Source organism: Klebsiella sp. P1927, from assembly GCF_018204675.1.
Lineage (GTDB): Bacteria > Pseudomonadota > Gammaproteobacteria > Enterobacterales > Enterobacteriaceae > Klebsiella > Klebsiella pneumoniae.
Map to the genome: position 1 here is coordinate 4,605,620 of NZ_CP073377.1, position 14,424 is coordinate 4,620,043.

The 14,424-nt window shown below is 56.7% G+C and carries 10 protein-coding genes; 5 read left to right on the forward strand and 5 right to left on the reverse strand.

Translation table 11 applies throughout. The annotated features are described in order from the left end of the window. Both ytfR and ytfQ read right to left on the reverse strand, forming a co-directional pair. Positions 1-1,503 carry a galactofuranose ABC transporter, ATP-binding protein YtfR gene (gene ytfR / locus KB892_RS23030; protein WP_002886772.1) on the reverse strand — a complete coding sequence of 501 codons (1,503 nt, stop codon included), beginning with the start codon at positions 1,501-1,503 and terminating at the stop codon, positions 1-3. A 123-nt stretch (positions 1,504-1,626) separates the two neighbouring features. Beyond that, positions 1,627-2,583 (reverse strand): galactofuranose ABC transporter, galactofuranose-binding protein YtfQ, encoded by a 957-nt coding sequence (ytfQ, locus tag KB892_RS23035; protein WP_002886769.1) that lies wholly within the window; start codon positions 2,581-2,583, stop codon positions 1,627-1,629. Positions 2,584-2,986: 403 nt separating this feature from the next. Between ytfQ and ppa the strand changes: the two genes are divergently transcribed. The 3 genes from ppa to KB892_RS23050 all read left to right on the forward strand — a co-directional run bounded on the left by ppa (position 2,987) and on the right by KB892_RS23050 (position 6,101). Continuing rightward, entirely contained in the window at positions 2,987-3,517 is a 531-nt protein-coding gene (gene ppa / locus KB892_RS23040) for an inorganic diphosphatase (RefSeq protein WP_002886766.1), read from the forward strand. A gap of 74 nt (positions 3,518-3,591) precedes the next feature. Then, positions 3,592-4,779: a hypothetical protein gene (locus tag KB892_RS23045; RefSeq protein WP_004152012.1), complete on the forward strand. Its 1,188-nt coding sequence runs from the start codon at positions 3,592-3,594 to the stop codon at positions 4,777-4,779. A 155-nt stretch (positions 4,780-4,934) separates the two neighbouring features. After that, on the forward strand, positions 4,935-6,101 hold the full coding sequence (locus KB892_RS23050) for a hypothetical protein (RefSeq protein ID WP_002886725.1): 1,167 nt from the start codon (positions 4,935-4,937) through the stop codon (positions 6,099-6,101). Between the two features lie 37 nt (positions 6,102-6,138). Here the strand turns inward: KB892_RS23050 and KB892_RS23055 are convergent, their stop codons facing one another. Genes KB892_RS23055 through tamA form a run of 3 tightly spaced genes read right to left on the reverse strand, consistent with a single transcriptional unit; the run spans position 6,139 to position 11,992 of the window. Beyond that, positions 6,139-6,483, reverse strand: a complete 345-nt coding sequence (locus KB892_RS23055; protein WP_002886724.1) for a gamma-glutamylcyclotransferase family protein — start codon at positions 6,481-6,483, stop codon at positions 6,139-6,141. A gap of 2 nt (positions 6,484-6,485) precedes the next feature. Then, complete coding sequence (gene tamB, locus KB892_RS23060) at positions 6,486-10,262, reverse strand: autotransporter assembly complex protein TamB (RefSeq protein ID WP_004152013.1); 3,777 nt, start codon at positions 10,260-10,262, stop codon at positions 6,486-6,488. Beyond that, positions 10,259-11,992 (reverse strand): autotransporter assembly complex protein TamA, encoded by a 1,734-nt coding sequence (gene tamA / locus KB892_RS23065; protein ID WP_002886722.1) that lies wholly within the window; start codon positions 11,990-11,992, stop codon positions 10,259-10,261. The genes tamB and tamA overlap by 4 nt, the downstream gene beginning before the upstream one ends. A gap of 208 nt (positions 11,993-12,200) precedes the next feature. Here tamA and msrA point away from each other — a divergent pair, with 208 nt between their 5' ends. Then, a complete protein-coding gene (gene msrA / locus KB892_RS23070) occupies positions 12,201-12,839 on the forward strand; it encodes a peptide-methionine (S)-S-oxide reductase MsrA (protein WP_002886721.1) in 639 nt (212 codons plus the stop codon). 180 nt (positions 12,840-13,019) lie between these two features. Next, positions 13,020-14,357 (forward strand): polyamine export protein PaeA, encoded by a 1,338-nt coding sequence (locus KB892_RS23075; protein WP_002886718.1) that lies wholly within the window; start codon positions 13,020-13,022, stop codon positions 14,355-14,357. Positions 14,358-14,424 lie beyond the last annotated feature (67 nt).

Sequence of the window (14,424 nt, forward strand, 5' to 3'; positions counted from 1 at the left end):
TTATGCCGCAATAGCGTTCATGATCGCCGGAACAGAGAGCTCGGCGAGCGGGATCTCCGCCACTTGTCGGCGATCGCGCAGGATAATGACCCGATCGGCGTAACCCACCAGCTCCTCCAGTTCAGAAGAGATAACCAGCAGCGCCAGGCCATCGGCGCAGAGGGTTTCAATCAGGCGAATAATTTCCGCATGGGCGCCGACGTCGATGCCGCGGGTCGGCTCATCGAGGATCAGGAACTGCGGTTTGGTCAGCAGCCAGCGGGAGAGCAGCACCTTCTGCTGGTTGCCGCCGGAGAGAAACTCGATCGGCTGCTCGGCGCTCGGGGTACGGATCCCCAGCTGGCGAATAAAGCGCTCGGCGATCTCATTCTGCTCCCGGCGGGGGATCGGCCGCAGCCAGCCGCGCTGCGCCTGCAGGGCGAGAACGATATTTTCCCGCACCGAGGCAGCGGCGATAATGCCGTCGGTTTTGCGATCTTCAGGACAGAAGCCGATCCCGAGGCAGGAAGCCTGATGCGGGGAGCGCAGGGTCTGAGGTTTGCCTTTGATCCACGCCTTCCCGCTGTCCGCCGTTTTAATGCCGAAGATCACCTCGGCGGTTTCCGTGCGTCCGGAACCCAGCAGGCCGGCGAGGCCTACAATTTCGCCCGGGCGGACCTGCAGGTCAAACGGGGCGATGGTTCCTTTTTTACCGTAGCCTTCAAACGCCGCTACCGGTTTATCGCTCAGCAGGGTACGGCCCGCCCGCTGCAGGGCATTGTGGTCCAGTTCGCGACCCAGCATCATTTTCACCAGCTCAATCTGCGGCAGCTCGCGGGTCTCGCGGCAGCCGACGAAGCTGCCGTTACGCAGCACGGTGATGCGGTCGCTGACCGCATAGACCTGGTCGAGAAAATGGGTGACGAAGATCAGGCTGACGCCGTTATCCCTGAGCTGGCGCATCAGGGTGAACAGCATCTCCACCTCCTGGGTATCGAGGCTGGCGGTGGGCTCGTCGAGGATCAGCACTTTGGCCGACAGGTCGATGGCCCGACAGATAGCGACGATCTGCTGCATCGCCACCGAAAAGCGGTTCAGCGGCTCGCGCACGTCGAGGGAAAAGCCGTAGGAGGCCATCAGCGCCGTCGCCCTGGCCTCCATCTCTTTACGTCGCAGCAGACCAAACCGCCGCGGCTCACGGCCGATGAACAGGTTATCCGCCACCGACATATTGGGCAGCAGGTTCACTTCCTGGTAGACGGTGCCGATCCCCAGCTGCTGGGCATGGGCGGTATTTTTGGGCGAAATAGCCTGGCCTTCCAGCCAGATAGTGCCGCGATCGGCATGGTAAACGCCGGTCAGCGCTTTGATCAGCGTCGATTTTCCGGCGCCGTTTTCGCCCAACAGGGCCATGATTTCGCCGCGCCGCAGGCTAAAGTTGACGTTATCCAGCGCCTTAACGCCGGGGAAGAATTTACTAAGTCCTTCGGTGCGAAGGATCTCCTGGTGTGCCTCGGCGCTCATAATCGATGTCACCTTCAAATGATGTCAGGTTACCCCGGGTCGCGCTTGGCTTCCCGGGGTTTCTGGAACGCTGCTTTTTACCCTCTCCCACCGGGGGGAGGGATGGAATGAGGGGCTCCCCACTCAGTAGCCCATATTTTTCTTCTTCTCTAACTCTTCTTTCGCCGTATCCGGCAGGTACAGCGTCGATTTGGTAATGGTCAGCTTCTCCGGCAGGGTGCCGTCTTTTTTGTATTTCTCCAGCGCATCAAACGCCGGGCCGGCCATATTTGGCGTCAGTTCGACGCTGGCGTTGGCTTCTCCGGCGATCATCGCTTTATAGATATCCGGCACGCCGTCGATGGAGCCGGTCAGAATATCTTTGCCCGGCTTCAGACCAGCTTCTTTAATGGCCTGGATGGCGCCGATGGCCATATCGTCGTTATGAGCGAACACCATGCAGATGTTTTTGCCGTTATTCTCAGCTTTGATAAAGCTCTCCATGACCTCTTTCCCTTTACTGCGGGTGAAGTCGCCGGACTGGGAGCGGATAATTTTGATATTCGACGCTTTGGCAATCGCGTCGGCGAAGCCTTTCTTACGATCGATGGCCACGCTAGCCCCAACGGTGCCCTGCAGTTCAACGACGTTACACGGCTTACCGTCGACGGTTTTCACCAGCCAGTCGCCAATCAGCTGGCCTTCCAGCACGTTGTTGGCGGTCACGGTGGTCATGTAGAGATCTTTATCTTTAACATCAATGGAACGGTCGAGGAGGAAAACCGGGATCTTGGCCTCTTTCGCCTCTTTCAGCACCGGTTCCCAGCCGGTGGCCACCACCGGCGCAATGAAGATCGCGTCGACCCCTTGAGCAATAAAGGAACGCACTGCTTTGATCTGGTTTTCCTGTTTTTGCTGACCATCAGCGATCTTCAGGGTGATACCGCGCTTGGCGGCCTCCTCTTTCGCGACGCTGGTTTCCGCCGCACGCCAGCCGGATTCAGAACCGACCTGCGAAAAACCTACGGTTAGCGGGGCAGCTATCGCCATAGACGACATAGCTGCGGAAACTGCTGTGACAAGAAGTAAGCGCTTCCACATAAGGGTATCCTCGTAGGGTTATTGTTGGTTAAAGTCTCACCTGCGGACAAACTATAGACAATCGGTGATGTAACTGAATGCGTTACATCACACTTCAAAAAAGTAAATGAGATGTTAATGCCGGCCCTACTTCCCAGCGGAGAGCCGATAAGGCTTCGCAGGGAGCGCGGCTGTTGCGGTTTATGACGTTTTTTTAAGCAGTATGATAAATCAATCACATGCAATGAAAACGGTTACATAAATTTATTCATGATGTGGCTATGTTTATGGATTTTCATGTCATTATTACGCGAAAAATTCGGAGCACTCTGCGGCGATATCGGGAAAAAGAAGCGAAGACTTTCGATGTGAGTTGGCTATAATACCGAGCACTTGTTTGCCATACATTTTAAAGGAAACAGACATGAGCTTACTCAACGTACCTGCGGGCAAAGATCTGCCGGAAGACATCTACGTCGTGATCGAAATCCCGGCGAACGCAGATCCTATCAAATACGAAGTCGACAAAGAGAGCGGTGCACTGTTCGTTGACCGTTTCATGTCCACGGCAATGTTCTATCCGTGCAACTACGGCTACATCAACCACACCCTGTCCCTGGACGGCGACCCGGTTGACGTGCTGGTCCCGACTCCGTACCCGCTGCAGCCGGGCTCCGTGATCCGCTGCCGTCCGGTTGGCGTTCTGAAGATGACCGACGAATCTGGTGAAGATGCGAAACTGGTTGCCGTACCGCACACCAAGCTGAGCAAAGAATACGATCACATCAACGATGTGAACGACCTGCCGGAACTGCTGAAAGCCCAGATCACTCATTTCTTTGAGCACTACAAAGATCTGGAAAAAGGCAAGTGGGTTAAAGTCGACGGTTGGGATAACGCGGAAGCGGCGAAAGCCGAAATCGTTGCCTCTTTCGAGCGCGCTAAGCAGAAGTAATTCTGTCTCAGGCAGGGTCATCCCCTGCCTGATTGCGGCACGGATAGCCGCGATAACACCATGGAGGGTGTCCCGTGAAAAGCGTTCGCTATTTCACCCTTAACTTTTCTGGCTTCACGACCGCCGCCTGTGAAAAACAGGGGTATCTGCGTCTTATCGCCGGCGACCATGTCTTTTATACCGATAAACGCTATTTTAACGACCCCTCGCTTTTTGACCGCCTGACGATCAATCAGCCTCTGCACCTTGGCGTCCGCCGCCTGGACAACGGCAGTTACTGGATCCACTGGCTCAGCGATGGCGAAACGCTCCTTGAGCCCAGTCAACGGGTAAAGCGCTGGGCCCGGCCGCTGCTGATTATCAGCCTGCTGACGCTCATCGTCGCTCTTATCCCGCTCGTGATGAGCACCTCAGAATGGGGAAGGTTCGGCTTCGGCATTATCGCGATACTGGCCTTCATCGCGTTGTTAACCGGCCTCTGCGAGCTACTGTTCCACCGGGCGCTAAAAATGCACCCCGCCATGCGCGATCTGTTGGCGAAGATGGCGCAGGCCCGCCGCCGCGACTTTTCCTTTTGCCAGCCGCTACCGACTACGGCGCAAACCCTCCGCCAGTCGGCGAAGCCTTTTACGCAAGCCCTGCCGGAACGCTATGCCGTCCGGACGGGAAAAATTAGCAATATCATTTTTAAGAAATGGTTCGCGGGGAACCCAACGCGGGAATACCATGGCGTTGGGATACAATGCGACACGGCGCCGCTGGCCTTCTTCTGGCAGAACGGCTTCGCCAACTTCGGCCTACATCCCTTTTTTTACCGCCGTCAACCGCCCTTTCTCGCTATCGGCGATCGGATAGTCGTCGTCTACCAACGGAAAGATAACGACGTCCAGGCGTTATACAACGTCAGCGACGGGGGCGCTTTTCTGAAAAATCATCCCTGTTATCCCGGTGATCGGCAAATGTCGCTAGTCTATAACCTGTTTTATGGCATGGTGCTGGTGATTTACCTCCTCATACTCGGCATGTCGCTAAATAACCCATACAAACCAGCCAGGGGATTTGGGTGGTTAATTCAGGATTCACTGGACATGCTGTCCCTATTATTACTCAGTTTCGGCGGGATCCTGGCGGTACTGGAGTTGATTGGCCCGACGGCCTGGTTATTGTCACACCGGGTGGCTGACTGGATGAAGATGCGCTCGGCGATGCGGCACTACCTGCAGGGAGCGGCCCGCCATACCGCGCTCGAGGAGATCATGTAATGTTCAGCACCCCAACACGACGATTATTATTCCTCGCGCTGACGACGTTGGCTTCCGCGATGTGGCTGGCGAAGGATCATCTCCCGCTCTGGTAAGGAGTGGGTCGGCAACGCGTGATACGTAAAACACCATCATTTCATCAAGGAAGGAACCTTGTGAAACAGACCCATTATTTCACCGTGAATTTTACCGGCTTCACCACTGCCGCCTCGGAAGAGCAAAGCTATTTACGCCTCATTGCAGGCGAGCATGCCTTTTATACCGATAAACGCCATTTTAAAGACCCCTCGCTTTTTGACCGTCTGAGGCTCGGCCAGCCGCTACATATCGGCACTTGCCGCCTAAAGGATGGCAGTTACTGGATCCACTGGTTAAGCGATGGCCACATTTTGCTCGAACCTTCCCGGCAGCCGCTGAGTATTAAAAAGCTTCTTCGACCTGTCGGCTTGGTCTTTTTTGTTTGCTTGATCATTCTCGCTTGTGCTCCATGGTTGGATATTTTTTTATTATTATGTTTTATCACAATGTTGGTGAATCCCTTCGGCATCTTCTCTTTTTGCTCTTGCAATTTCTCACTCAGGTTACGTGTTCTCAATGCGAAAATGCAGCGAACGAAGCAAGGCGATATTTCATTCTGTCAGCGTCTGGAAATTCTACCCGCTACTTCTGAAAGGCATCCACCATCGGCCAACAACGAGATAGCGCTGCCAAAAGAATTTGCGCTTGAAGAAGGCGTGATTCTGAATAGTTATTATCAAATATGGTTCGCTACGAGGGTAAGGCCTTATTTTATCAAAGAAGGCGCCTGTTTTCAGCTGGCGACTCGTCACTCGTTTTTTTCAGCGCGCTTGACCTGGCTGAGCGATGCCCTGAATAATCGTTGTCGCCCGCCATTTCTTGCCGATGGGGACTGGGTTATCGCCGCACGCCGGCATGGATACGATGATCTTCAGGCGTTATACAATGTCAGTGATGGCAGTGTTTATTTAAAAAATAGCCCCTTTCATCCCGGCAATCAGCAGATGGCATCAATTTATAAAATCGCGTACGGCCTCGTACTCATAGTGATGTTTTTTACGCTCACCATCAAACTGCACGACCCCATGCTTAATCTGGGCAGTTGGCCATTTTATCGTGAAATGCTTACCAGGCTGACAGGCACCCTGCTCCCGATTAACCTGCTGTTAATAGTGATGGAGTTTGTCCGTATGATTGCCCATCCCCTGTCACGTCGGGTGGCCGGTAGAGTGAAGGTACATCAGGCCATATTACGTTATGCCAGACGTCAGGGCGCCAGAATGACGCCATGGGAACTGAAGTAATAAAAAACAACGCCACCCGAAGGTGGCGCTGTCGTGGTTAATACTGGTCGCGATCCAACCAGTTGCCGTTCGCTATCAACGTACAACCCTCAACGGAACGTTGATAGACATACATCCATGCGCTGCCGTAAGGCGTCTGAATCAGGTGGCGCGCATACTCGCCCCCCTTGGTGCGCAGCGCATCCAGTTCGGCCAGCGTCGATGCATCAATACGATAAACTTCACCATGTACTGTGCCTTCGCCGGGCACCGCGCCTGGATAGTGGCCCAGGCTGTACAGCTGATAATCGTCGACACTATGAGCGCCCAGCCACTGGGCGTTGGTCATCCAGTGGCTGTTGCCTTGTTTGCGTCGTAAACTGCCGTAAACAAATATTCGCATTGCTAAAACTCAAACTGATAGAGCAAATCGAGCGCCTGGTCGATGCCAGACACCGCTTCCACATATAGCTTAGGCATCAGGCGATAACGTAAAGTCAGCGTCGCCAGGGAATCGAAGATACCGACCCCGTATTTTACCTGCAGACCCGGCAGTACATAGCCGCTGACCACCACCTGGGAAGAATCGCCTACCCCTTCGGTGTCCAACGCCAAGTTGCTTACGCCAAACGTCTCGCCGATTTTACCCACAACCTGACCACTTTGTGCAACCCCCATACCAATAAGCATTGAGGTCATCGCGGCGCTATCGCTCTGACCACTACTCAAACCCTGGCCGCGCAGCAGATAAGACAGCGCTTCCTGCTGGGACATAACCGGATCAGAGAAGATCTCCGCTTTCGGCTGATCGGCGGAGCCAGTGACGCGAACGCCGGCGATCACATCGTCTTCGGTGGCATCCGGGTTACGAATCGCTTCGATATTCAGCAACGGCTGATCCGGCGGACCGGAGAACAGCAGCTCCCCTTTGCGGACAATCAAGTCCTGACCATAGGCGTGGAAACGGCCGTCCGGAATATTAATCTGCCCGTTGAGGCCCAGCCCCTGCTTGTCCTGCGCCACTTTCAAATCACCGGTCAGACGCGCTTTCAGGCCGAAGGCTTCCAGACGAACGTTGTTGCCGACGTGAATGGTCAGGTTGCTGTTGATCGGGATGCTGGCGCTCTGCTGCTTAATCGGCTTGAGGTTTTTATCCAGCATCACTTCATCAGAGGAGACACCGACCGCGCTCTCCGGCACCTCGTTGACCACGATCCGCGCCCAGGGCACATCCACTTTGCCGTCGAGATTGAACAGGCTTGGCGTGGCGGTAAACACCACATCCGGCGATACATCGAGACGCACCATCGGCGGCACCGTGATCCGCACCCGGCTGCCTTTCGCCGCAATTTGCGCCCGCCAGTTATCGATCTGCGTCCAGTCGGCGTTACCGCTGAGGGCGATTTGCCCCTGGCGGGTGTTCACCGTCCCCTGCAGGGTCGAGCGCGTGCCGTTGAAGTTCATCGCCAGCTGGCTCGGCTGCATATCAAACGGCATAAAGTTGCCGTCGATATCCACCCCGCTCAGCTGCATCTGGCCGAACAGCTGCGGACTTTTCACATTGCCGCCCAGACGCAGACGGGCGTTGAGCCTTCCCTCTGCCTTTTCACCACGAGCGAAAATCGGGTTGATCATCGCCAGCGAGAAGTTGCTGATATTGACGTTGCCGCCGAGATTACGCCGCCCCTGCGGGTCGGTAACCTGCACTTGCCCATCCAGTTGACCATTGTTGGTCAGGCGGATAAGCCAGCCCAGCTCGGCGCGATTGTTGTGCAGGTCGGCGCTGAGGTTCAGCGTATCGAACGCCACCGGCAACGGCGCGTCGTTGACGACCTGGGTCACCTTGACGTTGCGCCCGCTGAGGGTCACTTTGCCCTGCGGCAGTCCCTCTTTGGTGGTGTCCCAGCTCACATCGGCATTACCAGTAAACACGCCGCTGGCCTGGGTCGCCTCCGGCATAAACGGCTTGAGCATCGCCAGATCGAAGCGGTTGAGATTCACCCGCGCCCGTCCGCTGGCGCCCGCGTCAATGGTTTCAGGCACGCAGAGCTCGGCGTTCGGGTTGGTCCAGCAGTGTGGCCCGATGCTGATTTTCTGCTCCAGATTGCGATAGTCCAGCGCAATGCTGCGCGTCAGCGCTACCGGCCCCACCGGCGTCTGGAAGCGGGTATCGCTCAGCGAGCCTTTCCAGCGTTCGGCCTGACGATCGAAGCTGCCTGCCAGCGCCAGCTGGCCGGAAACCGGCTCGCCCTGCACGCGCAGCCGCAGCTCATGCTGTTTCTCTGTACCTTTGGCATTGAGCTGCACCAGGCTGATATTGACCCCCGGCTGGCTGATGCGATCCACCCGCACGTCCAGGTTACCGCCAATCTGATCGGTGGATTTCACATCCCCTTTGACGTTGACCTGGGCGATGGTCAGCTCCTGCCAGCGCAGCGCCCGGGCGGTGATATCGGCCAGCAGCTGCGGCGCATCGACTGTGCCGCGCACTTTTACCAAGCCCTTCGCCGTCCCGCCGAGCCCCGGCAGCGCATTATCCAGGTGCGGCGCATCGATGGTGGCGTCGAGATTAAGATCCTTCACCCCCAGCTCGCCTTTGATATCAGCGCTGTTCGGGCCTAACGCCAGATGCAGTCCCGGGATTTTCCACTGCAGATAGCTGTTACCCTGCAGCGAGCCCGCCACATCCACTTTGTTCTGCTTCACGTTGCCGGTAATTTTCAGCTCCGGCACCGACATCTGCCAGCTGCCGCCGTACAGGCTGCCCTGGGTCTTGATCCGGCCGTTAAGCTTCGACGGCCAGTCCGGCACCTCTTTGGCGGTGTTGATGCCGTCGAGGGTCAGCTCGCCGCGCCAGCTGATCGCCTGCTGCCAGTCTAGCAGCGCCTTCAGCTCGGTTTTCCCTTCCAGGGCATTGACCGTCAGCTTGTCGAGATTGATCTGCCGTTCATTGCCTTTGGCGTTGAGGGCGATTTTCGCCGGCGGCAGCGATTGACCTTTCACCGCGGTGGAGAAGGCCAGCGCATAGTCGGTCATTTTGCCGCTGAACTTCAGCTGGACATCGTCGGCCTGAAACTGCTTCTCGCCGCTGAACGGCCAGGCGAGCTGCTTACTCTTCAGCTCCATATTGAGCGGCAGCCCTACCTCCGCCAGCTGCGCATCCGCGCGCAGCGTGGCCGCGACCGGCCCGCTTAAGTCCACTCCGACTTTGAGCGTTTTACGCACTTCGCCGCCCACCTTCAGCTGCACCTTCTCCCCTTTCATCGGGTCGACGTTCAGGGTTCCGGCGAGGGTAATGTCCACCGGCCAGTTATCCTGCAGCTGCGCGCTGCCCGAGGCGCTAACCTTGCCCTGATCGGAGTCGATATCAAGGGCGTCGAGCTTCATCTGGCCGTCAATACTGCTGACTTTCAGCAGCAGGTTATACACGGTGATATCGGTATCGCCGGTCAGGCGCAGCTGCTCGCCGCGGAACGCCTGAATATTGAGGTTCAGCGGCAGATGGACATCGGTCATCGCCGGCAGCACCGGCTGCGAGAAGAGGTCGGTCATCGTCTCGCCGAGCGGTTTTTCCTGCGGCTGCGGGTTGTCAATTTTCGGCTCAACCACCTGCTCCTGCGCCACTTTCGCCACCTTAGGCAGGGCGATCAGCAGCCCCTGCAGCGAGGTCGGCGTCAGGGTCAGATTTTTCTCCTGCCAGTTCAGGCCGGTGGAAAAGTCGCGTACGGAGACCGCGGTATCATCGATTTTGACGTTGACGTTATGCAGCGCGACGCGGCTGAGGGTGATCGGATAAGGAGTGGAGAGATTCAGCGGCCCGCTGTCCTCTTCCTCGACCGGCGCTGAGGGCGGCATCTTCTTGGTATCGACGGCGACGTAAATATCGCGCAGCGCGATGTCGTTTACGCACAGGCTGCTGTCCCACAGGCAGCGCAACCTGACGCTGAGGTGAAACTGACCGGCGGTCACCGCCACGCCGGGCTGTTCGTAGCGAACATTATCGAGGGTTAAATCACGCCAGCCACCGGTCACTTTGCCGATTTCCAGCCCCGGTACCCAGCGATCCGCCGCTTTGAACACCAGATGCAAGCCGGTGGTGGTCCCCACCAGGAACCCGACGGTGCCCAGCAGGAGCACCAACACGATTAAGACGCCGAGGCTTATCTTCTTCCATAAACTCATAATTCAGGCCCCAGACCGATGTAAAACTGTAAACCATGCTCTTCTTTGTCGCCGATCGGCCGGGCGATATCCAGCTTGATCGGCCCCACCGGCGACTGCCAGCGCACGCCCACCCCGGCGCCGGTTTTGAAATCGCTCTCGCGAATATCGCTGACCGCTTCGCCGCTATCGACAAACACGGCGCCCCACCATTTACCACTGACGTTGTACTGATACTCCAGCGAGCCGGTGGCCAGCTTCGAGGCCCCGATCAGCTTGCCGTCATCGTCCTTCGGCGAGATAGATTTGTATTTATAGCCGCGAATACTGCGATCGCCCCCGGCGAAAAAACGCAGATCTGGCGGCACCTTGTCAAAGTTGTCCGCTTCGATCCAGCCAAGGTTGCCGCGCACCACAAAGCGGTGGCGGTCATAGAGGGTACGGATCCAGACGTCCTGGGCCTGCATCACGATGAAGTTGATGTCCGAGCCCCACATGGTGTTGGAGTAGTCCACCGAGTAGCGCTGGGAATCGCCCCAGGTAGGCATCAGGCCGCCGCGGGAGCGAGTGCGGTTCACCGAGACCCCAGGATAAATCAGCATGGTGGTGTTGGTGACGTTCGCCTGGGTAAAGTGATCCAGGCTCCAGCGCAGGTTAATCGCTCGCTGCCAGCCGCTCGACATCTCCCAGAAACGCGAGACACCCAGGGTGGTAGAGTCGGCCTGGGTATCATTGAGGTCGGTACGCTTAAAACCGCCCTGCATCAGATAATACTGTTCGAGGGGGCTCTTCAGCAGTGGGACTTTATAGGTAAAGTCGAACTGCTGCTCCGGGGCGGAGAGGCTGACGCTGGAGGTCAGGCTGTGGCCATACGAGTTGACCCATGGTTTTTTCCACGTGGCTTTCACCCGCGGACCGACGTCTGTGGAATAGCCGACCCCGGTTTCCACGGTGTTCTCTTTGCGAGGCGAGACAACGCCCTGCAGAGGCAGCACCTTGGTTTTCCGCGACTTAGCAAAATCAGGCGCCACCACCACCGAACTGAACCAGCCGGTCGCCGCCAGGCGGCGGTTTAGCTCGGCCAGGTCCTGTGAGGTGTAGTAGTCGCCCTCTTTAAACGGCACGAGGTTTTGCAGGTATTCATCGCGGATTTGCGAGCCAGAGAAAGTGACGTGGCCAAAGCGATAGCGTTCGCCGCTGTCGTAATCGATATCCCAGAACGCCTGATGACGGTCGAGGGAGACCCCGAGCTGGCTCTTAAGAAACTCGCTGTCAAAGTAGCCTTTGCGCAGGGCGACGCGGGTCAGCGAGCTCTTGAAGCCGTCATAATCCCCGTGGTTGAGCACCGTCCCGATGGCCGGGCGCGTTTTCAGCAGCGCCAGGTAGTCGCTATCGGTGCGGGCGCCGCCGCGCAGAATCACCTCGGTTCCGCCAATGCGCACCGGTTCTCCCGGGGTCACTTTGGCGATCAGCACCTGACGTCCCCTTTTCGGCGGCGGACGCAAATCAAATTCAATCGTCGGCTCGTAATAACCCAGCGCTTTCAGGCCTTCGCGAATGGCGTCATCGACGCGCGCGCGAAAGCGACGATCCGGCGTGACTTCATCGCTCTGGATGGTGGAAAGCTGGGCGCGAACGTTTTTCTCCAGCTCCCCGGATAATCCCTCAACCTGCAAACGCACATTCGCTGCGCTGGCGACCCCGCTGACCAGCAAAAGGCTGGTGACACATAACTGGCGGATTTTTAGCACATTTTCTCCTGAATATCCCTGTTTCCTCTACAGGAAACACTGGCGCCGCTCCACGGCTTAACAAAACCCTAACAACATAGGGTTGAAAAAGTGGCAATAACCCAAATAATTCTTATGTATTAATCTAGACGTATTACGCGTATTTATTGTGTTAAAAGACACGCTTCGTTACAACCTTAACGACGATTTCTGTATTGAGAGGCCAACCGTGAGTCTATTTGATAAAACGCATCTTGTCGCCCAGGCGGATGCGCTGCCTGGACGCAATACCCCCATGCCAGTGGCGACGCTCCACGCAGTTAACGGCCACTCGATGACCAACGTCCCGGCGGGGATGGAAGTGGCGCTGTTCGCCATGGGCTGCTTCTGGGGAGTTGAGCGCCTGTTCTGGCAATTGCCGGGGGTTTACAGCACCGCCGCAGGTTACACTGGCGGCTATACGCCCAATCCGACCTATCGCGAAGTGTGCAGCGGCCAGACCGGTCACGCGGAAGCGGTACGCGTAGTTTATGATCCGCAGGTGATTAGCTATGAGCAGTTATTGCAGGTGTTCTGGGAAAACCACGATCCGGCGCAGGGTATGCGACAGGGTAACGACCACGGCACCCAGTACCGCTCGGCGATTTACCCGCTGACCCCGGAACAGACGGAGGCGGCAAAGGCCAGCCTCGCGCGCTTCCAGGCGGCGATGAACGACGCGCACGATACCCGTCACATCACCACCGAGATCGCCACCGCCAAACCGTTCTACTATGCCGAGGACGATCACCAGCAGTATCTGTATAAAAATCCGCACGGCTATTGCGGCATCGGCGGCATTGGCGTCTGCCTGCCGCCTCAGGCGTAATTCTGATTTCCGCCTCAACAGCGAGGCGGTCAATGAACGCTCTGGCGGCTTTACATTCCCTTACGCTATACTAGCCAGTGTGACAGCCGGTCCAGCGCCTTCGGACCGGTTTTTTATGTATTCCACATTTGAGTTATCAACTTCCCTTCCGAGGATCTGGCCTCAACGGTCAGAAAAGATATGTTAAACAGTATTTTAGTAATACTCTGTCTGATAGCCGTCAGTGCGTTTTTTTCGATATCGGAAATTTCACTGGCCGCCTCACGTAAAATCAAACTGAAACTGCTGGCCGATGAAGGCAACGTCAACGCACAGCGGGTGCTGAAGATGCAGGAGAACCCGGGCACCTTCTTTACCGTCGTGCAGATTGGCCTCAACGCCGTCGCCATTCTTGGCGGTATTGTGGGCGACGCGGCTTTCTCACCGGCGTTTCATAGCCTGCTCAGCGGGTATTTGTCGCCGGAGCTCTCCGAGCAGCTGAGCTTCATCATCTCTTTTACCCTGGTCACCAGCTTGTTCATCCTGTTTGCTGACCTGACTCCGAAACGCATCGGTATGATTGCGCCCGAAACAGTGGCCCTGCGCATCATCAACCCGATGCGCTTCTGCCTGTTAGTCTTCCGCCCGCTGGTGTGGTTGTTTAACGGCATGGCCAACATGATCTTCCGCATCTTCAAACTGCCGATGGTGCGGAAAGACGATATCACTTCCGATGATATATATGCCGTGGTCGAGGCCGGCGCGCTGGCCGGGGTGCTGCGCAAGCAGGAGCATGAGCTAATTGAGAACGTGTTCGAGCTGGAGTCCCGCACCGTTCCTTCCTCCATGACCCCGCGTGAAAGCGTCATTTGGTTTGATTTGCACGAAGACGAGCAGAGCCTGAAGAATAAAGTGGCCGAACATCCGCACTCGAAGTTCCTCGTCTGTAATGAAGATATCGACCACATTATCGGTTACGTCGATTCAAAAGATCTGCTGAACCGCGTGCTGGCGAACCAGAGCCTGGTGCTGACCGGCGGCGTACAGATCCGCAACACGTTGATCGTGCCGGACACCCTGACCCTGTCGGAAGCGCTGGAAAGCTTCAAAACCGCCGGGGAAGACTTCGCGGTGATCATGAATGAATACGCGCTGGTGGTCGGGATCATCACTCTCAACGACGTAATGACCACCCTGATGGGCGACCTCGTCGGCCAGGGGCTGGAAGAGCAGATTGTCGCCCGCGATGAAAACTCGTGGCTGATCGATGGCGGTACGCCGATTGATGACGTGATGCGCGTGCTGGATATCGACGAGTTCCCGCAGTCCGGGAATTACGAGACCATCGGCGGCTTTATGATGTTTATGCTGCGTAAAATCCCCAAACGCACCGACGCGGTGAAGTTCTCCGGCTATAAGTTTGAGGTCGTGGATATCGATAACTACCGTATCGACCAGCTGCTGGTGACCCGCATCGATAACAAGCCAACGGTGCTGGTGCCGAAGCAGGCGGAAACGGCGGAAAGCCAGAACGCCTGAGCGTAATCTTTTCTCTCTCCTAAGGGCGGATGACCATCCGCCCTTTTTTATGGCCCAAATGGTTATC